Annotated in this window: 24 protein-coding genes; 3 read left to right on the forward strand and 21 right to left on the reverse strand. The window is 46.8% G+C overall.

The features are described from left to right. Positions 1 to 15: 15 nt before the first annotated feature. Genes DWX43_RS17985 through DWX43_RS18010 form a run of 6 tightly spaced genes read right to left on the reverse strand, consistent with a single transcriptional unit; the run spans position 16 to position 7,632 of the window. Positions 16 to 2,142 (reverse strand): DNA topoisomerase, encoded by a 2,127-nt coding sequence (locus DWX43_RS17985; protein ID WP_118621320.1) that lies wholly within the window; start codon positions 2,140 to 2,142, stop codon positions 16 to 18. A 27-nt stretch (positions 2,143 to 2,169) separates the two neighbouring features. Next, a complete protein-coding gene (locus DWX43_RS17990) occupies positions 2,170 to 3,219 on the reverse strand; it encodes an aldose epimerase family protein (protein WP_118621321.1) in 1,050 nt (349 codons plus the stop codon). A 24-nt stretch (positions 3,220 to 3,243) separates the two neighbouring features. Beyond that, a complete protein-coding gene (gene ppk1, locus DWX43_RS17995) occupies positions 3,244 to 5,352 on the reverse strand; it encodes a polyphosphate kinase 1 (RefSeq protein WP_118621322.1) in 2,109 nt (702 codons plus the stop codon). Further along, positions 5,345 to 6,352: a GNAT family N-acetyltransferase gene (locus tag DWX43_RS18000; protein WP_118621323.1), complete on the reverse strand. Its 1,008-nt coding sequence runs from the start codon at positions 6,350 to 6,352 to the stop codon at positions 5,345 to 5,347. Before DWX43_RS18000 ends, ppk1 begins: the two co-directional genes overlap by 8 nt. 3 nt (positions 6,353 to 6,355) lie before the next feature. Next, on the reverse strand, positions 6,356 to 6,760 hold the full coding sequence (locus tag DWX43_RS18005; RefSeq protein WP_109729122.1) for a secondary thiamine-phosphate synthase enzyme YjbQ: 405 nt from the start codon (positions 6,758 to 6,760) through the stop codon (positions 6,356 to 6,358). Positions 6,761 to 6,774: 14 nt separating this feature from the next. Then, a complete protein-coding gene (locus DWX43_RS18010; RefSeq protein WP_118621324.1) occupies positions 6,775 to 7,632 on the reverse strand; it encodes a patatin family protein in 858 nt (285 codons plus the stop codon). A 315-nt stretch (positions 7,633 to 7,947) separates the two neighbouring features. Between DWX43_RS18010 and DWX43_RS18015 the strand changes: the two genes are divergently transcribed. Next, positions 7,948 to 9,582: an ATP-binding cassette domain-containing protein gene (locus DWX43_RS18015; protein WP_109729120.1), complete on the forward strand. Its 1,635-nt coding sequence runs from the start codon at positions 7,948 to 7,950 to the stop codon at positions 9,580 to 9,582. Positions 9,583 to 9,671: 89 nt separating this feature from the next. Here DWX43_RS18015 and DWX43_RS18020 read toward each other — a convergent pair whose 3' ends face one another. The 3 genes from DWX43_RS18020 to DWX43_RS18035 form a co-directional block, all read right to left on the reverse strand. Further along, the gene (locus tag DWX43_RS18020) at positions 9,672 to 9,905 is read right to left on the reverse strand and encodes a hypothetical protein (RefSeq protein WP_118621325.1); all 234 of its coding nucleotides are present in this window, start codon (positions 9,903 to 9,905) and stop codon (positions 9,672 to 9,674) included. A 269-nt stretch (positions 9,906 to 10,174) separates the two neighbouring features. Further along, positions 10,175 to 10,774 (reverse strand): recombinase family protein, encoded by a 600-nt coding sequence (locus DWX43_RS18025; RefSeq protein WP_109729290.1) that lies wholly within the window; start codon positions 10,772 to 10,774, stop codon positions 10,175 to 10,177. 367 nt (positions 10,775 to 11,141) lie between these two features. Continuing rightward, positions 11,142 to 11,756: a histidine phosphatase family protein gene (locus DWX43_RS18035; protein WP_109729291.1), complete on the reverse strand. Its 615-nt coding sequence runs from the start codon at positions 11,754 to 11,756 to the stop codon at positions 11,142 to 11,144. A 189-nt stretch (positions 11,757 to 11,945) separates the two neighbouring features. On the opposite strand from DWX43_RS18035, the gene DWX43_RS18040 reads away from it, so the two are divergent. Beyond that, the gene (locus DWX43_RS18040) at positions 11,946 to 12,425 is read left to right on the forward strand and encodes an S-ribosylhomocysteine lyase (RefSeq protein ID WP_118621327.1); all 480 of its coding nucleotides are present in this window, start codon (positions 11,946 to 11,948) and stop codon (positions 12,423 to 12,425) included. 65 nt (positions 12,426 to 12,490) lie between these two features. Here DWX43_RS18040 and DWX43_RS18045 read toward each other — a convergent pair whose 3' ends face one another. Then, positions 12,491 to 14,191, reverse strand: a complete 1,701-nt coding sequence (locus tag DWX43_RS18045) for a glycogen debranching protein (protein ID WP_118621328.1) — start codon at positions 14,189 to 14,191, stop codon at positions 12,491 to 12,493. A 23-nt stretch (positions 14,192 to 14,214) separates the two neighbouring features. Next, a complete protein-coding gene (locus DWX43_RS18050; RefSeq protein WP_109729294.1) occupies positions 14,215 to 15,222 on the reverse strand; it encodes a sugar ABC transporter substrate-binding protein in 1,008 nt (335 codons plus the stop codon). A gap of 382 nt (positions 15,223 to 15,604) precedes the next feature. Between DWX43_RS18050 and DWX43_RS18055 the strand changes: the two genes are divergently transcribed. Beyond that, the gene (locus DWX43_RS18055; RefSeq protein ID WP_109729295.1) at positions 15,605 to 15,919 is read left to right on the forward strand and encodes a DUF1292 domain-containing protein; all 315 of its coding nucleotides are present in this window, start codon (positions 15,605 to 15,607) and stop codon (positions 15,917 to 15,919) included. Here DWX43_RS18055 and DWX43_RS18060 read toward each other — a convergent pair. The 10 genes from DWX43_RS18060 to DWX43_RS18105 all read right to left on the reverse strand — a co-directional run bounded on the left by DWX43_RS18060 (position 15,905) and on the right by DWX43_RS18105 (position 26,294). Continuing rightward, the gene (locus DWX43_RS18060; protein WP_118621329.1) at positions 15,905 to 17,737 is read right to left on the reverse strand and encodes an ATP-dependent helicase; all 1,833 of its coding nucleotides are present in this window, start codon (positions 17,735 to 17,737) and stop codon (positions 15,905 to 15,907) included. The two genes, DWX43_RS18055 and DWX43_RS18060, sit on opposite strands and share 15 nt — an antisense overlap. 25 nt (positions 17,738 to 17,762) lie before the next feature. After that, positions 17,763 to 19,217 carry a glutamate--tRNA ligase gene (gltX, locus tag DWX43_RS18065; RefSeq protein WP_109729297.1) on the reverse strand — a complete coding sequence of 485 codons (1,455 nt, stop codon included), beginning with the start codon at positions 19,215 to 19,217 and terminating at the stop codon, positions 17,763 to 17,765. A gap of 24 nt (positions 19,218 to 19,241) precedes the next feature. After that, the gene (locus tag DWX43_RS18070; RefSeq protein ID WP_181368532.1) at positions 19,242 to 19,991 is read right to left on the reverse strand and encodes a Sir2 family NAD-dependent protein deacetylase; all 750 of its coding nucleotides are present in this window, start codon (positions 19,989 to 19,991) and stop codon (positions 19,242 to 19,244) included. Positions 19,992 to 20,093: 102 nt separating this feature from the next. Next, positions 20,094 to 20,540 carry a threonine/serine exporter family protein gene (locus DWX43_RS18075; protein ID WP_109729298.1) on the reverse strand — a complete coding sequence of 149 codons (447 nt, stop codon included), beginning with the start codon at positions 20,538 to 20,540 and terminating at the stop codon, positions 20,094 to 20,096. Then, a complete protein-coding gene (locus tag DWX43_RS18080) occupies positions 20,537 to 21,310 on the reverse strand; it encodes a threonine/serine exporter family protein (RefSeq protein WP_118621330.1) in 774 nt (257 codons plus the stop codon). The genes DWX43_RS18075 and DWX43_RS18080 overlap by 4 nt, the downstream gene beginning before the upstream one ends. A 166-nt stretch (positions 21,311 to 21,476) precedes the next feature. After that, positions 21,477 to 22,643: a leucine-rich repeat protein gene (locus DWX43_RS18085; RefSeq protein WP_118621331.1), complete on the reverse strand. Its 1,167-nt coding sequence runs from the start codon at positions 22,641 to 22,643 to the stop codon at positions 21,477 to 21,479. 241 nt (positions 22,644 to 22,884) lie between these two features. After that, complete coding sequence (locus tag DWX43_RS18090) at positions 22,885 to 24,867, reverse strand: DUF2207 domain-containing protein (protein WP_243099388.1); 1,983 nt, start codon at positions 24,865 to 24,867, stop codon at positions 22,885 to 22,887. Between the two features lie 24 nt (positions 24,868 to 24,891). Then, positions 24,892 to 25,443, reverse strand: coding sequence for a LemA family protein (locus DWX43_RS18095; protein ID WP_182440754.1), 552 nt, complete (start codon positions 25,441 to 25,443; stop codon positions 24,892 to 24,894). 136 nt (positions 25,444 to 25,579) lie between these two features. Next, positions 25,580 to 26,059, reverse strand: a complete 480-nt coding sequence (gene def, locus DWX43_RS18100; protein ID WP_118621333.1) for a peptide deformylase — start codon at positions 26,057 to 26,059, stop codon at positions 25,580 to 25,582. After that, complete coding sequence (locus tag DWX43_RS18105) at positions 26,049 to 26,294, reverse strand: helix-turn-helix transcriptional regulator (RefSeq protein WP_109729303.1); 246 nt, start codon at positions 26,292 to 26,294, stop codon at positions 26,049 to 26,051. The genes def and DWX43_RS18105 overlap by 11 nt, the downstream gene beginning before the upstream one ends. Between the last annotated feature and the right edge of the window lie 135 nt (positions 26,295 to 26,429).

The raw sequence follows: 26,429 nt of genomic DNA on the forward strand, positions 1-26,429 counted from the left end.
CCAAGCCCTCCCTGACTATTTCACACTCTGTTTCGTATCCTGTTTCTTATCAGAAATCTTTTTGGCAGCCTTCGCCCTGCCGGCACCCGGTTTCGTATCAGCTTCCTTCTTATAAAACTGTGCCGCCCGGTCATAGCAGCCTCTCAGCTGATACTGGTTGTTAAGCCCCTTCACCCCATTCGTCCGGCTGATAATAAAATGATCCAGCTTCTTCATGTATTCATCCGGGGTAATCTCCCCGTCGGCCACATAATTCAGCCCTTTTTCCCAGCTGGCCGTCAGTTCCGGGTTTAACAGGGATTTAATCGAATTCTCCACAACATCAAAAATCATTTCCCCCTGAAGTGTTGGTGTGATAATCTGCGTCTTTTTATTCAGGGCAAGATACTTGATGTTGATAAGCTTTTTCAGGATTTCTGCCCGCGTCGCACTCGTACCGATACCGCTTCCTTTAATCTGGGCCCTGAGTTCTTCGTCTTCGATCAGCTGCCCTGCATTTTCCATCGCCAGAATAATCGAGCCGGAATTATACCTCTTCGGCGGAGACGTCTCGCCCTCCTTGATGTCCAAAGCCTTCACTGGAAGTATGGCCCCCTTTTTCAGGCTTTTGATCACCTCGAAGAAACTGGTATCCAGATCCTGCCCCTGTTCATCCGGTGCATCATTACTTCCCGCATCCGAACCGGCCTCCCCGTTTCCGGCAGTGGAATTATTCCTTTTTGCCTGAGGGGAGCCTGCCACTTTCAGGTAACCCTCCTCCGCCAGTACTTTAAAACTGGAGAAAAAGCATTCTTCTTTGATCTTTGTTGTGACAGATACCTTCTGGTAGACAGCCGGCGGATAAAAAATACTTAAAAAACGCCGGACAATGCAGTCGTACACTTTTTTTGCCGTTGCAGGGACAGCATTCAGGGCACTAAGCCCCTGCCCTGTCGGAATGATGGCATAGTGGTCCGTGATCTGCTTGTCATTGACATATCTCGTCTTTGCCAGACCCTTGTGGCTTCCGAACCCCAGAATATCTTTCAGGTATGGCGCAGCCATCGGATATTTGGACAATCCGTTTAAGTTTCTGCTGATTTCTTTCGCTACGGCGGTTGAAAGCACTCTGGCGTCTGTTCTGGGATATGTAACCAGCTTTTTCTCATACAGCTCCTGCACGATACGCAGCGTCTCATCCGGACTGATCTTGAATCGTTTGGAACAGTCATTCTGAAGCTCCGCAAGATTATAAAGGAGCGGTGGATTCTTCTTCTCCGTCTTCTTCTCCATCGAAACAATCTGGCAGGTAACCGGCTGGGGCTCCTTCAGATAATCAACCAGTTCCTCTGCTTTTTCTCTCTTCTTAAACCCATTCTCCTTGTACAGATCAAAAGACTCAAAATAACGGGACCCTTTGACGGCCCTCCATTCTCCTTCAAATGTCCGGCCCTGTGCTTCAATGGTGCTTAAGACACGGTAAAACGGAGTCTTTACAAATTCCCGGATTTCTCTTTCCCTGCGCACGATCATTCCCAGTACGCAGGTCATGACACGCCCCACCGAAATCACCGCATACTTTGTATGCAGGTAGTTTGAGATGCTGTTTCCGTATTTCAGGGTCAGGAGGCGGGAAAAATTGATCCCCATAAGATAATCCTCTTTTGCCCTCAGATAAGCGGATGCGCTTAAGTTATCGTACTCCGATAAATCTTTCGCCTCCCGGATTCCGCGCAGGATTTCCTCCTCTGTCTGGGAATCAATCCATACTCTTCTTCTCTGTTTCCCCTCCACATGGGCTTCCTGCTCCACGAGCCGGTAAATATATTCCCCCTCGCGTCCGGAGTCCGTGCACACGTATATCTTGTCCACATCATCCCTTGTCAGGAGGCCGCTCACGATCTGGAACTGCTTTGCCACCGCCGGAATCACCTCGTACTTGAAATTTTCCGGGATAAACGGAAGGGTGTCCAGACTCCAGCGCTTCAGCGCAGGGTCATACACCTCCGGGTAACTCATCGTGACCAGATGCCCTACACACCAGGTCACGATGGCCTCATCAGATTCCAGATAGCCGTCTTTTCGTCTTGTATTTAATTTTAATGCTTTCGCGAATTCCTGAGCCACACTCGGCTTCTCCGCAATATATACTGATTTCCCCATAAATAATTATACTGCCTGCTTTTCTCTTTATAGTGTACCAAACCGGTATTCTGTAACGGTTTTATATGCTTCCCCGCTTTTGTATACCGGGCCTGCAAAATGATCGTGATGGATGGCATCCGGGAAGTACTGTGTCTCGAAGCAGACTGCAGCGCGCTTCTGATAAATACTGCCGTTTTTGCCCGGTTCGTCCGTCAGGAAATTGGCTGTGTAAACCTGCATTCCGGGCAGGTCCGTCCACACTTCCATGACAATGCCGCTCTCATCATATGCAGCTTCCGCTACTTTAGCAAATTTCCCGTCATTTTTCAATACCCAGTTGTGGTCATAGCCGCCTCCGAGGCGGGTCGCTTCATAATCTGCATCAATCCTTTCACCGATCCGCCGGGAAGTTCTGAAGTCCATCGGGGTGCCTGTTACTTCTACCAGTTCCCCTGTCGGGATCGACTCTGCATCCGCCCTTGTGAAATAATCTGCATCAATGGTCATACAATGGTTCAAGATAGTCCCGCTGTCATGCCCGCCAAGGTTAAAATAACTGTGATTTGTCATGTTGATGATCGTATCCTGATCCGGAACGGCGTAGTATTTCATGCGCAGTACATTGTCTTCTGCCAGCTCATAAGTCACATGCATATCGAGTGAGCCCGGGTAGCCCTGGTCCATGTCCGGACTGTGGAGCACAAACGTAATGGAATGCTCTGTCTCCTCCTCTACTTCCCAGAAACGCTTGTTGTAATAATCCGTACCGCTGTGGAGGTTATTTTTCCCATTGTCATTCTTCTCGAGCTCATAGGCTACACCGTTGATTTCGAACGAAGCACCGCCGATCCTGTTTGCATTTCTTCCGACCGGCGCCCCAAAGGATGCCCCGCCTTTCTCATACCCTTTCGTGTCGTCATATCCGAGTACGACGTCCAGAAGATTCCCATTTTTGTCCGGCACATATACGCTTACCAGTGCCGCCCCGAAATCTGTTACTGTGATCTTCATACCGTTCTTGTTTTCCAGAGTAAACAAGTACCCCATTTTTCCGTCCTTTGCTGTTCCAAATTCTCTTTTTTCTAAACTGCTCATTTTTTCTTCCTCCTGTCTTAAATTTTATGAATGTCTGAAGAAACTTCTCAGCCGTTTCAGCAGAGAAGGCTTTTCCACCGTCGGCTGCGGGCGTTTTGCCTGCAGTGCTTCTTTCATGAATATCTCCTGCGCGTTAACCGTCTTTTCCCCAACACTCTTTTTCTGGTACGTCCCGTCGTCCTGCATAACCCTCGCCTTAACATTGTCAGCCAGCATCACATTCAGGCTGCGGGCGAGTCTCTTCTTGATCGACTCGTCGTAGATCGGACAGGCCACCTCGACTCTTTTTTCGGTATTTCTTGTCATCATGTCGGCTGAACCGATATAAACCTTCTGTTCCGCCCCCTGTCCGAATAGAAATACTCTCGGATGTTCCAGATAACGTCCGACGATGCTGGTGACAGTAAGATTGTCGGTCTCCCCCGGAATTCCCGGCAGGATACAGCAGATCCCGCGTACAATCAGGTCAATCCGCACGCCGGCTTTGGAGGCCTCCGCAACCTTGGTAATGAAATCCATGTCTGTCACAGAATTCATTTTCATGATGATTCTTCCTTCTGACCCTTTTTTAATTTCCTCGTCCATCAGCATGAGCACCTTCGGCTTCAGGCTGGTGGGCGATACGATCAGATGCTGGTAAGCCCCGTCCAGATTGCCGATCGACATGTTTTTAAAGAATACGGCGGCATCCTCCCCGATTGACTGGTTCGACGTCATCAGCGAAAAGTCTGTGTACATCTTTGCCGTCTTTTCGTTATAATTACCTGTCCCGATCTGTGTGATATATTTAATTTCATTCTTATTCCTATATGTGATCAGGCAGATCTTGGAGTGCACCTTGTAGCCTTCAAAACCATAGATTACCCGGCAGCCGGCCTCCTCCATGCGCTCCGACCAGTCGATATTGTTCTGCTCGTCAAACCTTGCACGCAGTTCGATCAGTACCGTGACCTCTTTTCCGTTTTCCGCCGCGGCACAGAGATATTCTACCAGCCTTGTCTTTTTTGCGAGACGGTAAATCGTAATCTTAATCGTCATGACGCTGGGGTCCGCAGCGGCTTCCTTGATCATCTGCAGGAAGGGTTCCATACTCTCATAGGGATAGGAAAGAAGGATATCACGTCTTTTGACCTGTGCCATGACACTGCCCTCCATGACAGAAGGCGAAGCCTGCGGCGTAAATGGTTCATCTACGAGGGAGCGCCTCATGGAAACCGGAACTTTTTCGGCGATCGCAAACATGAATTCCAGTTTCATCGGCATTTTGGTGCGGAAAATGCATTCCGGGGTGATGTTAAACTTATCACAGAAGTACTTCTCCATCTCTTTCGTCAGCGGATTCGCCACCTCCAGCCTGACCACGGCCATCCGCCTGCGCTTATGCAGCGTTTCCTGCATAATATTGCGGAAATCTTCACTGTCGGCATAGGCCTCATCATCCGGGGATACATCGGCGTTGCGCGTCACACAGATATAGTTTCTGCCAGAAACCTGATACTGTTCAAAAACAATGTCCAGATACTCCATCAATACCTTTTCCATCCGGATATAACGGATGTCATGTCCCGGCAGGTAAAGGATGTCCGAGATGAACTGCGGCACCGGAACAATCCCCATCATGCTCTTATTCTCAAGCCTCAGGTCCGCCACCACATAGATCTCTTTATTAAGCAGATGCGGGAACGGGTGGTTCACATCCACGATCTGCGGGGAAAGCACCGGCAGTACCTGGTCCTTAAAGTATTTCTTTACATATTTCCGCTCCTGTGGCTCCAGTTCCTTAAAATCGAGCCCGCATACGCCGTACGGATGCAGCTGCTTCTTAATATCCGCATAAGTCTTGTCTCTCTCTTTATACAGCGGCGCTACTGCCGCATAGATCGCATCCAGCTGTTCCTGCGGTGTCATGCCGCACTTCGAGTCCACGCTCTTATTATTCACAGAAGCCATATCATACAGGCTTCCTACACGAATCATGAAAAATTCATCCAGATTACTTGTGAAGATAGCTACGAACTTCATCCTTTCCAGAAGCGGAACGCTCTCATCCTTTGCCTCCTCAAGCACCCTCTGATTAAAGCGCAGCCAGGAAAGCTCTCTGTTCTGTGTATAACTCAATGTCTTTTTATTCATGGTCTCCCCTCACTTTTTTCATAAAAATATCTGTCCCGTTATTCTCGTAAATATGAAAACCATACTTCTCGTAAAGTCCTGCTTTATCTTCCGTATGAAGCATCCCATAGAGGCCCTCAAGTTCCCCGTCGCCGGTTATGTAATCCAGAAGCAGCCGCCCGAGGCCCTGCCCCCGGTAAGCCTCATCTACAATCACATCCGCCAGATAGTATGTCGTCGTATAATCTGTCAGAACCCGCGCATAGCCGACCTGGTAATCATTCCGGTCATAAACACCATAGCATCTGGAGTTCTCCATCGCCTTTTGGCACTGACCGAGCGTCCGGTCCCCTGCCCACGATGTCTGCTCCATCAGCTCTTTAATCCTGCTAACCTGCAGTTTCTTCTTGTCCGTACTCACATAAAAAACTTCTCCGTCTGCCTCACTGGCACCTTCCGGCGCTTCACGCATGATCTTTTCTTTCGAATCCTGCCTTAACCGTTCCCGCAGCATTTTTGTGTAAGCAAATGCTTCGGACTGCTCATTGCCATACGTCATCTGGAGGTCATATTCCAGAGGGAGCCAGCTCTCAATTGGCGCCTCATTATGCTGAAGCAGCGCCTCCATCTTGTCTAAGGCCGCAAAGAGTCTTGCTTCGGGGGTCTTCTTTTCCCTGACTTCGGAAAGCAGGCCCTCCAGTTCCTCTTTCTCCGCCCCGTCCAACAGGCCGGTAAGCTGCCGCAAAGCCTCCTCTTCACGAAGTTCTTCCCGTTCCCCTTTATGAAATACGGCGAAATCCCCGGTGAGCGCTTCCCCGATATCATGGAACATACACAGCTCTATGACACGCTCCATCCTGACCTCAGGGATTTCGTGGCGGAGCATCCATGCAAATACACACAGTCTCCAGGAATGCTCAGCCACACTTTCCTGCCTGCCGCCGGAGGTCCAGGAATGCCTCGTATTGCACTTGAGCTTCTCCACCGCATCCAAAAATGCAATCAAATTGTCTGTCTTCATCCGCTATCCTTCCATGATCTTCACAAAAAATGTACGGTTCCTCGGCCCATCAAACTCACAAAAATACAGGTCCTGCCAGATTCCAAACAGAATCTCCCCATCATGCAGGATCAGCGTCTGGGACGGCCCTGTCACTGTTGTCTTCATATGTGCGTGGGAATTGCCCTCCGCATGCCGGTAAAATGGGGCTTCTGTTGGAAATACTTCCTCGAATCCGAGAAGCATATCATGCACAACATCCGGATCTGCATTCTCATTTATTGTAAATCCTGCCGTTGTGTGGGGAGAGAATACAACAACGATTCCCTCCATGATGCCGCTCTTTTTGATGTCCTCCCTTACCATATTTGTCACTTTCGTCATCTGCTGTGCGCTCTTTGTTGAAATGTGATGCTCATAAAGATTCATCCTTCATACCTCCTTTACTTTTCCAGATATTCCAGCAACCTGCCATATTCCTGTTCCATCAGCTCATATCCGTGGTTGTAAAAAGCAGTCAGTGTCTCCTTGTTCCGCTCCAGTCTCGCCACCGGCTTCACAAGCGGGCGGAGTACAAATATGGATCCTTCCCTCTCCAGTGCCTCAAGCTGGTTCATGGTCCTGTTATAATAAAAACTTCTTGTGAGAATCGATTTTACCAGTTTTGGGTAGGAGCGGTATGCCTTCCGGTATACTTCTGCCATCCCCTTTGACACTGTCTTCTTCCTGTATCCCGTATTCCTTGTAAGAAATATGACAATCTTTTCATTGCCCTTTTTCAGCGCCCTCGCAAGTGGTACGCTGTCGGACAGCCCGCCGTCCAGATATGGCACCTCGTCAATATTGACGATCGGTGTGACAAGCGGCATGCTGGAAGATGCCCGGCAGATCTTCATCAGCCTTTCCCTGTTCTTCTTCTCATTAAAATATTCCGCCTTTCCCGTTAAACAGTTCGTCGCCACAATCTCACACTCGATCTCTGATGCAAAATACGTATCATAATCAAATGGAATCAATTGATTCGGAAATACATCAAAGATCAGATCCATATTCATCAGGCTCTTTTCCTTTACAAATTTGCGGAAGCCGTAATAATAGTTGCCGCTCTTATCCGTCGGTATCATACAGTCTCTTGTCCTGCCCGGCTGCCTTGACACATAGTCCACTGCATTGCAGGCCCCGGCCGAAACACCAATCACGTGTGACATATATAAATCCTTTTCCATCAGGTAATCCAGTGCCCCTGATGTGAAAACACCTCTTGTAGCGCCGCCTTCCAGTACTAATGTAGCTTTCTGCATTTTTTTGCCTCCTCGCTTTTCTTTTCCCATTATATAACGATTTTCTTTATTCGAAAACAACAACTTTGTTAATTTTCCCGAAAACCTATGGAAACCTTGCTATTTCCATGCTTCTCATGTTAATATAATCGTTGTAGCCAAAATTCCCACAGCAGGCTGCGGGGTATTTAATCCCCCCGTCAGCTTCCGGGCCTGTAAGCCCGATCCGGACCTCCCGGGGCGCGGGAAAACAGCGGAAAATATACGTGCTGCCTCCATATGCCGGTAAGCTGGCCTTGTGCAGTACACGAACACGATTTAAAGGAGATTACAAACATGATCAGTGCAAATAATGTGACATTGCGCGTTGGAAAAAAAGCGCTGTTTGAAGATGTGAACATTAAATTCACAGAAGGGAACTGTTACGGAATGATCGGTGCGAACGGAGCCGGAAAGTCTACATTCTTAAAGATTCTGTCCGGACAGCTTGAGCCGACAAAAGGGGATATCGTCATTACTCCCGGCGAGCGACTCTCCTTCCTGCAGCAGGACCACTACAAATACGATGACTGTCTCGTACTGGACACCGTCATCATGGGAAACGCCCGCCTTTATGAAATCATGAAGGAAAAAGAAGTCATCTATGCAAAGGAAGACTTCACAGAAGAGGACGGTATTAAGGCAAGTGAGCTTGAAGGCGAATTTGCCACTATGAACGGCTGGGAAGCAGAATCCGATGCTGCCACCCTTTTGAACGGGCTTGGAATTGACACAGACCTTCATTATAAATACCTGAGGGACTTAACCGGTGCCGAAAAAGTCAAGGTCCTGCTTGCCCAGGCATTATTCGGAAATCCGGATATCCTGCTGTTGGACGAGCCTACCAACCATTTGGACCTGGATGCGATCGCATGGCTGGAAGAATTCCTCATTAATTTTGAAAATACAGTCATCGTCGTATCCCATGACCGTTACTTCCTAAACAAGGTATGTACACAGATCGCTGATATCGATTACGGCAAGATCCAGCTCTATGCCGGTAACTATGATTTCTGGTATGAATCCAGCCAGCTGCTGATCCGCCAGATGAAAGAAGCAAACAAGAAGAAGGAAGAAAAGATCAAAGAGCTTCAGGAATTCATTTCCCGGTTCAGTGCCAACGCTTCCAAATCCAAACAGGCAACTTCCAGAAAGAAAGCCTTGGAAAAGATTGAACTGGACGAGATCAAACCTTCCAGCAGAAAGTACCCTTACATCGACTTCCGTCCGAACCGTGAAATCGGTAACGAGGTTCTCACTGTAGAAGGGCTCTCCAAGACAATCGACGGAGAAAAGATTCTGGACAACATTACCTTCACTCTCGGGCACGACGATAAAGTAGCCTTTGTCGGAAGCAACGAGCTTGCAAAAACAGTACTGTTTAAAATACTCATCGGCGAGATGGAGCCGGATGCCGGAACTTATAAATGGGGAATTACAACCACACAGGCATACTTCCCGAAAGACTTCGGTGGGGAATTTGACAATGACTACACGATCACCGAATGGCTGACCCAGTATTCCGAAAATAAAGACGCGACCTATGTCCGCGGATTCCTCGGAAGAATGCTCTTTGCCGGTGAAGACGGTGTGAAACGTCTGAAAGTGCTTTCCGGAGGAGAGAAGGTGCGCTGCCTGCTTTCCAAAATGATGATCTCTGGTGCAAACGTACTGCTTCTGGATGAACCTACTAACCATCTGGATATGGAATCAATCACCGCGCTGAATAACGGAATGATCAAGTTTCCGGGAGTACTCCTCTTCACCTCACGCGACCATCAGATTGTACAGACAACGGCTAACCGTATTATGGAAATCGTGCCTGGCGGTAAACTGATTGATAAGATTACCACTTACGATGAATATCTTGAAAGTGATGAAATGGCTAGAAAGAGATATACTTATACAGTGGAAACCGAAGACGAAGATTAATCGAATTTCGCAACAGGACCAAAAAGGCCCTACCAGAAAAGACTTCATGTCTCTGGTATGGCCTTTTTTCATCACTTTCTTTACGTCTGTTACAACGCTCTAAGCAGCGTTTTCTTGCCCTCCTCAGGGTTCAGAATCTGTGTCTTCATCCCGGTTAAGTAATCCAGCACATCGGACCATTCTCCGACAGCATATGCTGTACTGTCTATACTTTCGATAGCGCCGATCAAAGAATTGCGAAACTCATCTTTTCTCAAATCAGATATATAATTCGCACCTACCCGATGTGTCAGAACCTCTAACAGTCCCTCTTCTCTTGACATAACTTATTCCTCCTTATGGTACTGCGGATTAAAGCAGACTTTATTCTGCATTATTGTTAAGATTAATTTATATATGGCAGATTATAATTTTTTATGGAAATGTTATTTATTTCCTATCTAAGGACTATCTTTTTTTAGCTAAAAAGTACAGGAATGTATTTGTTGACCAAAGTCTACCTTTTTCATCACCAGATGCATACCAACTATTATTATATTATCAACAATGCAGAATAAAGTCTACCTTTTTCTGCATTATTTTTACCATATTTTTACATCTCTTCTTTTTGGCTGCACCATTTTTTAAAAGTTTTAAAATCTACATTCAGCCTTCTGGATGCCTCTCTGGCGCTGATTTCCTGCCGTTTCCACTCCCAGTATACATTTTCGAATGTTTTGGGAATCTTAAGGGACTCTCTCCCAAAATGTACGCCCCTTGCTTTTGCCACTGCAATTCCCTCCGCCTGTCTCTGCCTGATGCTCTCGCGTTCGCTCTGCGCTACAAAAGACAAAAGCTGCAGTACAATATCAGCAATCAGTGTACCTACCAGATCTTTCCCCTTCCTTGTGTCCAGAAGCGGCATATCAATTACTACAATGTCTGCTCCTATTTCCTTCGTTATGTACCTCCACTGCTCTATTATATCCTCATAATTTCTTCCCAGGCGATCGATGGATTTTACGTACAGGACATCGTCCCGTCTGATATTTCTGAGAAGTCTTTTATATTCGGGTCTGTCGAAATCTTTTCCGGATATCTTTTCCACGTAAAGATTTTTTTCCGGTATCTTCAGATGCTCCATTGCAACCAACTGTCGTTCTACATTCTGGTCTTTAGAAGATACCCTCACATAACCAAAGCATTTGTGCATTCCTTTCCCTCCTTTTACGACACAACTATTATCGCACATTTATGCGGCAGTACCCGCTGGTATATTTTACCAGTTTTCGAACTAAAAAGTAAAACAAAAGCAACTATAATATTATATACAATACATGGAAACATTTTTCGTAATCATCCATAATTTCATAATCAAAAAGATTCATAAAACACCGGACAAAAAAGAAGTGCCCATAAGAGGTGCTGCCGGTATACTGCGAAAAGCCTGAATCTTTTCGCAGTATACCGGCATGAAAACTGATTCCATAACTATCAATTTTCACCTCTTCTGAACACTTCTCCTGACAAAAACAGTTCTATCATTTATATGTGCACTCACTGTGCAGCTCAAACAAGCTCTAATAAAATACTTTGCCTTCTTCCAGAATTTCCGGCTTACCGTCCCTTACTTCTACAATGGTAACAGCACAGTTCTTCGGAACGCCATTTATCCAGAATCTGGATATATCGGTTTCCCCTTTGATGCAGTTTAACATGGCCGTCAGGGACGCACCATGAGTCGAGATAAGGATTGTTTTGTCTGTAAATTCTTCCCTATTGTATAATTCCTCCAGAAATTCCTGAACCCTTTTTTCCACTTCGGGTATGGACTCTCCGCCTTTTGGTACTTTATAACCGGCTGTGTCCGTAAAGAATTTATTGAATTCATCACTGTCCGGATCCCGGTTTTCCCCTCTGCAGCGCATCCCCTCACAGACTCCAAACCCCATTTCCTGAATCCTTGGTTCGTCATATAGAGGAACTGTCCTGCCTGAAAGTATGATCCGTGCAGTCTCACGGGCACGGGCCAGAGGGCTTGTGTAGGCTGCATCGAAGGTGACATCTTTCAGTCCCTCTGCCGTCTGTTTTGCCAGATGCCTGCCATAGTCGTTCAGGGGGATGTCCGAATGTCCCTGTACTTTTCCTAATTTATTCCACGCCGTCTCACCATGACGAACTAAATATAATCTCATGCCATACCTCCTGATTTATGTCTATATGTATCTGTATAGTATAAACATTCCTGTTCCTGCCGTCAAGTTACTGCGCAGGCTGTACCCTGCCCCTAATTTGTGCTTGTCTTCTTCCTCTACACCCGCTATAATAATTTTTAAGATATTGAAGCCATACTGGATTTCATATAATTTCAAGGAGGAACTATCATGGAAAAGATAACAAGCTTCACCATAGATCATTTAAAATTAATTCCCGGACTCTATGTTTCACGAAAGGATTTCATAAACGAGCATCCTGTCACCACCTTCGACATACGTATGACGAATCCAAATGAGGAACCCGTCATGAATACAGCTGAAGTACACACGATTGAACACCTCGGTGCTACTTTTTTAAGGAACCATCCTGCATACGGGAACAAAGTCCTCTATTTCGGCCCAATGGGCTGCCGTACCGGATTCTATCTGCTTCTGGGAGGCAGTTATGACTCAGCCGATATAGTTCCCCTTATGCAGGAAATGTTCAGCTTTATATCCACTTTTGAAGGAGAAGTCCCCGGGGCTTCTGCGAAAGACTGCGGGAATTACCTCGATATGAATCTGCCGATGGCCAGATACCTGGCAAAAAAATATCTGAATGAAGTACTCATAGACATACAGGATACACAGATGTACTATCCCGGATAACTATGAAAACAAAAAAGGGAACTGCCAGCCGCAGTTCCTTTTTCTGTTATATGCTGTCATACTTCTTATTTCCCGATCAGCAGTACGATGCTTCTTTCCTTTAGCTCAATCATCTTCTGATTTTCAAGCGGAATACTGCTCTTTTCTACTCCCAGCCTTGTCTCTGTCACCCGATACCACTTTTTCTTCTTTCCCAGCGTCGGCAGGGCAAAGGAATGCTTTTCCCAGTGCATATTGTATGCAATGAAGCAGTCATCGTCTTTTAGTCCGCTGCCACTGTATAGAATTCCGAGCTGGCGGCTTGCAATCTCCGCCGGAATCTGCCATGCATTCTCTCCGTGGTAAGATACGTCCGGCGTTCCGCATGCGGTCTGGTCCAGACCCAGAAGAAGGTCCGCACGATGGAGCACAGGATGTGATTTTCTCAATGCAATCAGTTCCTTCACATACTGGAACAAGTCATCGCTGGTCTTTTTCTTACTCCAGTTGAGCCAGGACAATTCATTGTCCTGGCAATACACATTATTGTTCCCTTTCTGTGTATTCCCAAATTCATCTCCCGCCAGCAGGCACGGCGTTCCCTGGGCCATCAGCAGCAGGAAAAATGCGTTCCGTATCTGGTTCCTCCTAAGTTCCACCACTGCTTTTTTACGGCTCGGGCCTTCCACTCCGCAGTTCCAGCTGTAATTGTAATCCGGGCCGTCCTGATTGCGTTCCCCGTTAGCCTCATTATGTTTTCCGTCATAGGATACGAGGTCAAACATGGTAAACCCTGTATGTGTCGTGATGTAATTGCAGCAGCCATCTTCTTTTGTGTTATGGCGCAGCGCCCAAATAACGTCATTTACCATGCCTTCGTCCCCCTTCAGGAAACGGCGCATGATGTTCTGGAAGGTATCCTCTTTTTTCATGATTTTGACGCCCTTTAAAAGAGGGTCGCCGACAAGCATATCCCACGGTACGGTATATGGATTCACTACAAAACCATCAACATGATATTCCAGAGTATAGTATCTGAGGCACTCCCATGCTTTCTGCGGAAGAATCCCGGCCGCAAAAGGCATCTCCAGAACGACTTCTATGCCGGCTTTGTGATATTGCTTTACCATCTCCTTCAGTTCAAGACAGGGGTTCCCTGATGCACTGTAGGCCGCCTTAGGGGCGAAGTAATATCCGGGTCCGTATCCCCAGTAATTCTGGTATTTTCCCGTGTACTCCTCGAACTCATAAACAGGCATACACTGGATCTGGTTGATCCCCAGTTCTTTCAGATAGGGAATCTTCCCGGCAGCGCCCAGAAAAGTTCCTTTATGTTTTACATGGGAGGAACTGTGCATCGTGAAGCCCCTGACATGCAGACTATACGCAATCACTTCATGGTAAGGGATCTTCAACTGGGAGTCTCCCTCCCAGTCAAAGGAACCCGTGCTGATCTTCCCGCGTATCTGGTGGGACTCGAGGTCTGCCTTCTCTCCAAATGCATGCTGTCCCGTGATTTCCCTGACGAACGGGTCTATACTCACCCGTCCGCCAATTCTGTAATTATATTCATACTTATCCGGCTCCAGCCCTTCTACTGCCAGAAACCGGACCTCACCCACAGCCTTTTCTTCTGGCATGGAGAATACCTGCCCGGGGACCTGTCCGCCCTTTTCGTACAACATAAGTTCACAAGCGGCTCCCGCGGGCACCGCCACTGCAAAATTCACCCTGTCTTTTACGATCCTTACTCCCAGTGGATATGGAACTCCCTGCACTTCTCTCATATTCTCTAGGTCCTCTCTTCCTTTTACTGCCAGCCGTCGGTGCCGTACATCTCTACATTTTCCTTATTGATAAAGAACGTCTCTTCATATGTCTCTCTCTCGTAATCATCGTCGTCCAGAATTGCAATTCCTACCTCGACAGCTTTCTTCCCTATATTGATCGGTGACTGGGCCCCTGTCCCTTCCATTAAAGTCCCCGGTTTCGATAACTCACTTTTCACTCCGGGTGAACCATCCACGCCGTATACGAGAACATCTTTCCTGCCGGCCTCTTCAAGCGCCTCGACTGCCCCAAGCGCCACCTGGTCATTCCCGCACATAACAGCATCAATCTTCGGATTGTCGGTCAGAATTCTCTTCATCTCTTCCTTTGCCGTATCTTTTTTCCCTTTTACATCTGCTCTCGCAAGCACTTCAAAGCCCGCATTTGTAATCGCACTCTCAAATCCCGTAATTCTCTCATTGATAGAATTCATGGAAGGGCATTCCAGTATGACAATCTTTCCTCCGTCAGGACGGTGTTTTACAAGATCCTCACCGCACAGATAACCTGCGTTCTTATTGTCCGAACCTACATAGGCCGTAATCAGGCCGGTTTCCTTTACCTGTGTATCGATATTGATTACCGGGATATCCGCTTCTTTCAACGCCTCCAGAGCCGGTGTGATCTTCTCCCAGTCAACCGGGCATAAAAACACGGCATCCACGCCTTCTTCTATCATTTCCTGAATCTGCTGTATCTGAAGCTCCACATCTGAACCCGGGTCCTTTGTAACCAAATGGTATTCCTTTTCATTCAGAGATGTCTCTATAGACTTCTTAAGGGTATCGAAATAAGGATTGCCCATATCTATACAGCTATAGCCGAAGGTATAGCCGTCGTACACTTCCTCTTCTTCCTCGCCGCCATCCTCATTCTCTGTTTCCTGTACTGCATTATCTTCAGGCGTACCTACATTTTTCTTGCAGCCCGCGAGCATCATGGATGCTGTCAGAACTACAAGGAGTACGCTCAGTATTTTCTTTTTCATCTGTTAACCTCCTACATGTTTCTGAATCTGTCAATCACCTGCTTCTTCCATTCTACCGTTTTTCTCCCCAATGTCAATAGTTACTGTTCACAGGCAAGCCTGTAAACAGTAAAGCGCCTGCTCATTTAAAGTCGCCTGCGGCGAGGAGCAGGCTTATTGGCTACTTTACGTTCTTCCTCCCAGCCTATCAGCGTAGTGATAGGCTGGGGAGTGAGCAGTAACTGTCAATAGCAACAACTGCCATCCCGTGTATGTTTCCCCTTGCTTTTTACTCTTCTTTTTGTTAGAGTTAAGGTATATCCAAGGGCCGCATCAATCTGCACCCGCGGAAGGATCTGCCGATAAAACTGCAGAATAAGCCAACCAATAAAGGAGATCATCTATGAACGAAGAAAACGAATCACTCACCGTAACATTAACACTCGACAACAATGAAGAACTTGAGTGCGCTGTACTCACAATCTATGAAGTGGACGGACAGGAATATATTGCCCTGCTCCCCCTGGATGAGGAAGGCAGCAATGAGGAAGGACAAGTCTTCCTTTACCGCTTCTCTGAAAAGACACCGGGTGAACCGGAGCTCGAGAACATCGAAGATGATGATGAATACGAACGTGCTGCTGATAAGTTCGATGAGTGGCTGGATACTCAGGAATTTGAAGACCTGGATCTGGATGACGACTCAGACGAGGAATAACTCATCAACAAAACGGGAAGGGGATGTCTCCTTTCCGTTTTTTGTTTTAACATACACGATTTTAAGCAGTTCCTTTGCTCTGGTCATTGCTACATAAAAAAGCCGTCTTTCCTCCTCAATCCCCTGTTCTTTCAGCGCCTTTTTATAGGGTACCTGACCCTCGTTGGCCTCGATAATGTAAACCGTGTCGAATTCCAGCCCCTTTGCCGCGTGCATCGTCATCAGGCGGACGCCTTCATGATTCAGTTCTTTTTTCTTCTCCCTGAGCTTCAGAGTATTGGTATACTCCTCAACATGCGTAAACCACTCTTCCAGCGTCGCATATGGGCGGGCAGCCTCTTCCAGCTCCGCCATTACCTCGAACAGGTCGCCTGCATTGATTTTTCTTTCCTTTGCATATTCTCTCAGAAAATCGTCATATCCAATCCGTTTCCTCAGATATTGGATAGCCGCGTAGGGAGCCATTTTCACAAGCATTTTCAAGTCCCACTCAAATTGGTCTACCCTGTCCTGCATCCATTCTTTATCACAGTAGAATCTTCTTAAATCTTCGAAAGAAACATTCCTCCCAGACAGGCTGTCCCTGCCAATATACCGCTTCGGCCGGTTCATGATCTGCAGGAAATCCTGTCTTTCACGGCTTCCGAGCGCCATTTTAAAATATGTCCGGATATCTTTTGCAATAAAATGATTATAAATGTTCGGCATATGCTCCCTCATTTGAAACGGGATCTGACGCTCTAAAAGGCCTTCCACAAGCGGCCTTGCATCTGTATGGATGCGGAACAAAACTGCAATCTCCTCCGGTTTTACCCCTGACCTGATTCGTTCCTGTATTTCATCCAGAATATATGAGCCTTCCTCAACCGGATCCCGCACCTCCTGTACATGGAGACTCGCCCCTGCCTGTTTATCCGCCCGGATTGCCTTGTCAAAACGTACTTCGTTATGTCCGATCACCTTCAGGGCATTTTCCACAATATTCGATGTGGAACGGTAATTGATATCCAGAAGGATCTGCTTTGCACCCGGAAAATCTTTCTTAAACTGGAACATCAGCTTTGCATCCGCACCCCGGAATCCGTAAATGGACTGATCGTCGTCTCCGACCGCAAACAGATTATTTTGAGGGGCTGAAAGCATTTTAATCACGTCATACTGTACCTGGTTAATATCCTGGAATTCATCTATTAGAATATACTGAAACTTTTCCTGCCACATTTTCAGGATATCCGCTCTGGCACTGAATAATTCATAGCAGAGAACAAGCATATCGTCAAAATCGATTTTTCTTGCTTTTTTACGCTCCTCTTCGTACTGCCGGTAGATATCCCGGAATGCACCGGCATTACATTTTGTTGATTTATAGGTCTCTATATCAAGCCTGTTATTCTTTATCTTCCCGATTTCCGTTGCAATCTCCTGCAGGAAATCTTCTTCATCAAAAATCTCTATATTCTCCTGCTGGTTCACGACATGGCGGATCAGCTGGTATTTTTCTTCCTCTGATAAAATATTCTGAGGCCCGAACCTGTAGGCCCATTTCAGTATCCCATAGTATATTCCGTGGAACGTGCCAACAGTGACAGGAAGCTTCTTACTTCCCATCAGATTTATAAAGCGGTTCTTCATCTCCGTGGCCGCATACTTAGTAAAAGTAATGACCAGAATTTCTTCTGGCCTTACTTTTTGTTCTTCAATCAGGTATTTCATTCGGTTCACAATTGTCAGGGTTTTCCCGGAACCGGGACCCGCCAGTACGAGACATGGGCCTTTCCCATGAGTGACTGCCTCTGTTTGAGCCTTACTGAAACTCATATATACCTCTTTCCCAGTCATTTGTTCAGCTTAACTTCTCAATCGCAGTTTTAATCCTGCTTATAGATTCTTCTTTTCCGAGAATCTCCATGATCTCCGTGGCACCTCCGGGTGTGTTCTGTTTTCCTGAAACAGCGGTTCTGACCGGCCACATAACATAACCGTTCTTACAGCCCTTCTCTGCCACGTACCCTTTCAGCGTTTCGAACAGGGCATCATTACTGTAATCTTCCTGGGCCTCCAGAAGCGGAAGCAGTTCTTTCAGTACTTCTAATGATGTCTCCTCATTCGTCTTCATCTTCTTATGGGTGTACATTGCCGTATCATACTCCGGAAGTTCTTCAAAGAAATCGATCTGCCCGGTAATGTCCGGGAATACCTCGATCCTTGACTTTACAAGTCCGGCAATCTTCTTTAGGTCATAGTCCTTTTTGATGACTTCTTTTATATATGGCTCTGCCATCTCATAGAACCGGTCAAAGTCCATTGCCTTTATATACTCCCCGTTCATCCACTTTAACTTTACAGTGTCAAATACCGCCGGTGACTTGTTCATATGGCGGTAGTCAAAAGCTTCCACCAGCTCCTGCAGGGTGAAAATCTCCCTCGTATCCGCCGGGCTCCAGCCTAAAAGTGCTACGAAGTTTACAACGGCTTCCGAAACAAATCCCTGCTCGATCAGGTCCTCATAAGAAGAATGCCCGCATCGTTTGCTCAGCTTCTTATGGTTCTCATCTGTAATCAGGGGACAGTGTACATAAACAGGGACTTCCCATCCGAATGCCTCATACAGGCGGTTGTACTTCGGTGCAGAGGAAAGATATTCATTTCCCCTTACTACATGGGTGATCTCCATCAAATGGTCATCGATTACATTTGCAAAATTATAGGTCGGGAACCCGTCTGATTTGATCAGGATCATATCATCGAGTTCTGCATTCGGGACTGTAATATCCCCGTATATCTCATCCTGGAAAGTTGTCGTGCCTTCATTCGGTACGTTCAGACGGATGACCCACGGTGTCCCTTCTGCCAGCTTTGCCTCCACCTCTTCTTTGGAAAGCCCGAGGCAGTGCTTGTCGTATACAACAATATCTGTCCCGTCTTCAGATACAGAAGTCTTTAAAGACTCCAGTCTTTCTTTATCACAAAAGCAATAGTAAGCATCGCCCTGTTCCACAAGTTGTTTTGCATACTTCAGGTATAATCCGGAAGCATTTCTCTCACTCTGCACATATGGGCCGTACCCGCGGTCTTTGTCGGGTCCCTCATCATGAATCAGGCCTGTTTTTTCCAGTGTCCGGTATATAATCTCCAGAGCCCCTTCCACAAAGCGCTCCTGATCTGTATCTTCCACACGGAGGATAAAATCGCCCCCCTCATGCTTTGCAATTAGATATGCGTATAACGCCGTCCTTAAATTTCCTACATGCATCCTCCCTGTCGGACTTGGTGCGAACCTTGTTCTTACTTTACTCATGTCATTTTCTCCATTTTCTGTTTCTTATTTTGAATTTATCTGGTATGTCTTTACCAGTTTTTCAAGTGCATCATCGACTCTGCTGTATATCACTACATCTGCCAGCTTATCTGAATAATGCTCCTGATTTGTAATAAGGATCAGCTTCTCCCCATTGTAATACTGAATCAGCTGATGGCACAGTGCTGCATGCAGGCTCGTTCCCAGAACAAGCAGCACGTCTGCCTTCTGAATCTCTTCGGCAGCTTTCGTCACAATGCCATTATCTACCATCTCCCCGAACAATGTGATCTTCGGGCGGATTGTATTCTCACATTTTTCACAAAGGGGGATCCCCTTTGCATTCTTCATGTACTCTATCGGATATTCCTTCCTGCAGTGGGGGCAGAAGTTATCATACACGGAACCGTGCAGGTTGACCACGTTTTTACAGCCCGCCCTCTCTAAAAGTCCAAATATGCGTTTGGTAATTGAACATTGTATCAGGCCGTACCCTTCCAGTTTCTGGAGGTTCATAAATCCCTTTCCCGGCGGTATCTCTGTCTGCGCAAGAACCTCATTTTTGTAAAATTCAAAAAAAAGTTCCTTCCTGGTTGCATAAAAGGCACTGCTCATGATCTCCTCCACAGAATAACCGTACTTCTGCTCGATATCATATGACACAGCCCCGTCCCTCAATCCGGGATATCCATTCTCCAAAAGCATCTCAATCCCGCTCATCGCAACAGTATACTGACTCTCTTTCAGCATTTGTAAAATATTAGCGCCCGGCATACTCATCCCGCCTTCCTATTCCTTACACATTTGCCGCAGGTTTCATTGTTAAAATCATTATAAATCAAGTCCCACGATTGTTCAACATTTCAATTCACATTCCTAATGTGTATCTTTCGGAACCGTTTTTTTTAAGTGCACCTTAAACAAGGTGTCCATAATAAAAACGGCAAGTGAGATAACTCCCGCAATTTCCAGTGTCTGTGTCAGGTAATAACTGCACTGTGCACTGTCATTGGCTATCAGATAATAAACAATCCGGTACATACCGGCACCGGGAACGGTCGGCAGAATACCCGCTATCAAAAATATGGTCACCGGGGCTTTAAATACTCTGGCAAAGATGTGCGAGGTCAGTGCGATTGCAAGTGCCGAAAAGAAAGATGCCAGTACGGCATCCACGTGGCACTGCACACTGAACAGATAGACAAAACCGCCGATCGCACCTACGATCCCATCGTGCAGCATGTACTTCTTCGGTGTCTCCAGCAATACCGCGAATGCAGCCACGGCCACAAAACATCCCGCCACCCCGAATACCAGCATCATATCAGCCCACCTCCACGGAAGAATACGCCTGCCAGTGCAATGCCCGCACCGACGCCAAGTGCAACTGAGGCCGCAATCAGGAATGCCTCCAGTATTCTGGCCCCTCCGGAAATATAATCCCCCTGAAGTGTATCCCGCACCGCATTCGTAATTGCCACACCGGGAACCAGGGGCATGATCGAACTCATAATGATAATATTATCATTCACAGACGGTATGACCTGTTTCAGTGAAATAGCAGCCAGTGCTATCGCAAAGGAAGACAGCATGTCCAGAATGAAACCATTGATCCCCAGCCGTTTTCCAATGGTATGCGTCAGGGCAAGCACCGTACCAGTCAGGACTGCCGCCCCTACCTCCGTAACCCCTCCGCCAAACAATGGTGCAAATCCGGTGGCTGCAAGGATTGTTGCCAGATTATAGATCCATGTGCGGTGCTGTTTCCCGCCGGCCTTTTTCAGTCTCTCATAGGATTCTTCCAGCGTCAGCCCACCGGAACAGTACTTTCTGGATATATCATTTACTTCCATGATGCAGTTCAGGTTCGTCCCACGTTCCTGCACACGCTTCGTGGCAGTGATCGGTTCCATGTCCGGGCCCCCTAATGTCGCCACAAGACCTGTCATCATCACAGTAGCCTCCACCGTCTGTGTGCCCGCGGTACGAAGGATATGGTTCATCGTATCTTCCACACGGTACGTCTCGGCTCCGCTGCACAACATCAGTTCCCCCGCCAGGACCGCTGTATTCATAACAAGTTTATAATCCATATTTATATGTCCTGCCTTTTCAATCCGCTTATGCCGGGAATCTGGTATTCCCCAGAGCGTGTTTGATAAATCATGTATACGGCTGATTTATCAAACACGCTCTAATCCCCGGCTGTATAAATACTTAAACATTTTAACACAAATACATTACTTGTGAAACCCCCGATTACTTTAACTGTACAGTTACCTGAAAACCGGAGAAGATTTCCTGAAACTCTTCGAAATAATCTGGAGGAGCAGAAATCACTAAACCACTGCCTCCACTTTCACCAAATGCCATGCTGCCCACTTCCGGCGGCAGACTTTTGATCATGACCAGCTTTGACAGATTCGTATTAGCAAAAGCGTAATCAGCAATACGCGTTACAGAGGATGGAAGTTCATAGGTCCCGATTCTGCCGCTTGGAAATGAAACGATTGTTGTCATATCCTTATCAAACAGTGCACCGTCTTCAATATAAGTTATATTATCCGGAATCTCAATATCAGTGATTCCCTCCCCGGCGTTATCAAATGCACCACTCACTATCCCCGTACAGCCTTCAGCAGGAAGGACTAAGTAACCGTCATCAATCTGGGCCTCCTCCGGTATAAAGCGGCAGAGCAGTCCCTCCTCATTAATTTCGAATCCTGCCGCTGCATTCACAGTTCCGTCTGAAGGAGTGTCCGGTGCAGTTCCATCATTCGGCACATCCGTGCCAGAGCCTTCGTCCGGTACATCGGGCGGCACAATTTCCGGCGTGTCGGGCAGAACCGTTTCCGGTATATCAGGCACCACATTCTCCGGTGTGTCAGGCAGTACTGTTTCTGGTGTACCGGGTACCACATTCTCTGGTGTACCGGGTACCACATTCTCCGGTGTGCCGGGTATCACAATCTCCGGCGGGTCCGGAGTGAAAGGGTACTTTCCATATGTATTTTCACCTGCTGCATGGTGATCCATCGCTATATCCGGTCCGGAATACAAATTTCCCGTCAGATTCATACCACTTTCATCCGGCAGAACGACTGCCGGCCCGATATACATATTCGCATTCTTTAGCCTTACAGCACCGGCCTCCATATTTTTCCACGGGAATTTAACACTATCCGGCCACTGTGTCAGAATCTTTGCCGGATCCCATCCATTAATGTTTCCTGCTATCGGCTGGTATGGATTCTTTGTCATTTCTTCCATCATCTTTGTATCTGCTGACGCAATTTCTGCATAATTCAACTCCGGCAGTTCATATGCCGTCCCCGTCAGAATTATCATCGCCAGCGTGGCACCCAACGCCGAAAACATTCTTCTTTTACTTAACATGTTTCTTGTAATTTTACCGCAATATTCCATAATCCCTCACCTGTACCTTCTATAATTTTCCAAACACCACAATAACTGATTTTACAAAAGAAACGGCAGCGCTGCAACTATTATGCAACATTTCTTTGCTTTTTTGCAGAAACATGCTGCTGTACATACCATTCTGGTGTGCACAGCAGCTGAAACATCACGATTTTACACAAGAAAAAGGAATGCTGCAAGCTTTTACAGCATTCCTTTACGCTTTTTTAATATACTCCGGGCACTCCTGTTACCAGCTCCCGCCGCCTCCGCCGCCGAAACCGCCTCCGGAAAATCCGCCCCCTGAGAAGCCGCCTCCCGTAAAACCTCCGCCTCCGTGACCTGTTCCCGAGGTCACAGAAGGCTGAGGCACGGTCAGGGTCGACGCTGTTTTGTTCAGGCCGCTTATCATCAGCCTGTTAAACATATAATAGTCGAAGAATGTATAGCTGTGATATGGTGTATACCACTGTGGTGCAGCCAGAGACAAATTCTTCAGTTTTTTTGCAAACACGTCCGAGAGACCGAACACATATGCATACGGTATCACGTGGTAAAACCATTGAGGATCGGTCTTTGCCAGTTCATTCATCCGGTCCAGTTCTGCCGTCTCTATGAAATCTCTCAGACCTGCAATGCGTCCCATCCACTCGGCACACTTGGGAGTCCTGCTCTTCATAAAACCTGTCATGCCGATCGATGCGCCAGTCATGACAAGCAATGGAATCAGGACCCAGATATAATCAAACACCTCTCTCTGGATCACCCGCATGATATAACTGCCTGTATAGACTGCCGTAGAGAGAAAACAGATTCCCAGTGTAACAGCAGCCGTCCCTTTTCGTGACACATTCGCTTTTGCATACCAGTCATCAATATTGGAACAGAAGATCAGCATGCCGGCCAGCAGCACAGCCCACAGGACCACCTGCAGGACCCCCCTGCCTATACTTGTATAAGAATAAATACTGGTAACCGCCATAAACCATGCAAGTGGCAGCGTACATAAAACCTTCGAAACCACGCGGGAAATCTTTGACCCGCGGGTATACAGCATATCATTTCCACCGCTCTTGAAATAATTCTTCAGTTGTGTCTTTGCCATGTCCAAAGTTCCCCTGAACTTGTACTGAAGTTCTGAGATTTTACGTTCCGCCCCCCGCTCAAATAGTTTTCGGAAGACCGTATGCTGGTAATTCGGTGCATCTGCCGGAAGCTCTGCGAGCTTATACAGACACAGTTCATGGTCCGCCATTTCTTCGATCCGCACATACCCTTTATCCGCCCAGTAGATAATCAGGGAAAGAACATCCTTGTCCTCCACGCTTCCGTCAATAATATATCCGACCGCGGCACTGTCCAGCCCTTCCGGGGGCTGGTACTGGATCGATGTAATAATCGGTTCGTCTTTTCCAAATTTTAAAAACAGGATCAGTATCAGCAGGAATACTGCGATCCCCGGCAGGAACAAAAGCCATCTTAAAAATGACAGACTGTTCGCCCCTGTAAAATAGCCTTTTTCCACGGGTGCATAAAAAGTAATTCCTTCCCCAATTCTCAGGTCCGTCTTTAATATACCGGTTACCGTATTACCATCCCAGGTTAATTTCAGAATCTCCTTTGCATTCTCGATTCCCCCGTAACTACCATAGTAAAAGCGAAGCTTGCTATGATCTATTTCCTTCGGAAATGTGATACTAAATCGACTCCCCGCCGGAATCCTGTTCTGCCACTGGCCGGGCATGACATTGTATGTTGTCTCATAATAATCCTCTGTCTGTACCCTTGGGATGACTGTATAGGAAATCTTATACTCTTCCTGAGCCCCCGCAAAGGCATCCGCATCCCCGAGACGCAGGACCTTGCTGCCATTTTCTGATGTCACATCCAGACCGGAGTCTGAATGAATGTCCGTAATTTTCGCATGATACGGAACCGGCCTCAGCTTTGCATTCTCATCAAGGGAATAGATAACTCCCTTGTACGGGATATGGCGGTAAATCCCATGCCTTGCATCCAGAAAATCCACGCCGATATGTTCCGTCACCTCATAGGACCGGTCTTCCCTGACAACAACGTCTGTATTAAAATACCGGGTATTCATGGCCGTATCCTGTTCTACCCCTGCCGTGGTCGTTGTCCTCTTCTCCACAGCCCCGGAGCCGAATGTCAAAAGCAGCCAGATCCCGCCCCAGACCAAAAATGAAACCGCTCTACCGCTCATCCTCTTCATATGCATATCCCCCTGACAGCGCTGTTAAAATGATACCTTTACATTTTCTCTCTGGCCAGCCGTTTCCACCTCGTACAGAGGTTTTCTCCTGAACCCGAAAATGCCTGCCAGAATATTGCCCGGGAACATCTCGATCTTCGTATTAAAACGGTTTACAACACCGTTGTAGTATCTTCTGGATCCCGCAATCTCTTCTTCAATGCGTGAAAGCTGGTCCTGAAGCTGGATGAAGTTCTGGTTTGCCTTCAGGTCCGGGTAAGCTTCCGATAACGCAAATAGAGACTTCAATGTATTACTCAGAATATTATCATTTTCAATCCGCTCCTTGGCAGTCGATGCATTCATCGCTGCATTCCGCGCGGAAATGACCTTCTCCAGAGTCTCAGACTCATGCTTTGCATAACCTTTGACAGTCTCCACATAATTAGGGATCAGGTCATACCTTTTTTTCAAAGATACGTCCATTGCCGAAAATGCCTCTTCCGCTTTGTTCCTCAATTTGACAAAACCGTTATAGGAACTGATAAGCCAGATCACAAGAATCACTACAACTGCGAGAATAATCCATAATGCCATAATTACTGCCTCCTTCGGGTCTTCCCCAATACATCATCTGTCTGCATATACGCTTGTTATTTCTTTCTGTCATTGTATCGCAATCCATACACCGATGCAATCATTAATATTTCCATACTCTACATATTATTCACCATTATTCACAATCAGACGTTTCTTTAGACATGTCAATTTCTGCAATTGCTTTATCCAAAAAGATTTCCCCGTCTAAATGTTCAAGTTCATGGCAAAAACATTTTGCCATCTCCCCCTCGCCGGTCAGAATCAGCTCCCCGCCATTTTCATCCAGTGCCTGAATCGTAACTTGCTCTGGACGGATGGTCTTTACAAAACGATTTGGAAAGCTTAAACAGCCCTCCACACATTCCTGAACACCACTTCTTCCAATTATCTCAGGATTCACCAGTTTCAGGGTATGGCCGCAATAATCGATTACGACCAGTCTTTTCAAAATTCCCACCTGGTTCGCCGCCAGCGCCGCACCATTCCCGGTCTGGTGCAGTGTCTCCATCATGTCCCCGAGTATCTGCCTGATCCTGCCATCTATGCATTTCACTTCTTTACACTTTTTTCTCAATAAAGGATCACCCTGATACCGTATGTTTCTAACTGCCATTTTTTCCTCCTCTGCTGCTGTCAGCTCTTGATTTTCTGACACTTTCCTGAAATAAAAAGATTTCCTCAATGGTGCACCCGAATACTTGTGCGATATCATGTGCCAGCCAGATAGATGGTTCAAATTTCTCCGTTTCTATTGCATTGACTGCCTGTCTGGATGTCCCCACGAGTTCTCCAAGCTGTTCCTGTGTCATGCCTCTTTGTTCACGAAATTCCCGGATTCTGTTTTTCATTTACTTTACACCTCTATACTTTATCATCTTCTCCTGTAATTATATGTCTTCCCCAGAGTAATGTCAACCTTACATCCGCAGTTACAGTAAAGGCACTGAAAAGCCTGTTACCGTCTGCTTTTCAATGCCTTCTTC

The organism is Clostridium sp. AF19-22AC (genome assembly GCF_003479085.1).
GTDB lineage: Bacteria > Bacillota > Clostridia > Lachnospirales > Lachnospiraceae > Faecalicatena_A > Faecalicatena_A orotica.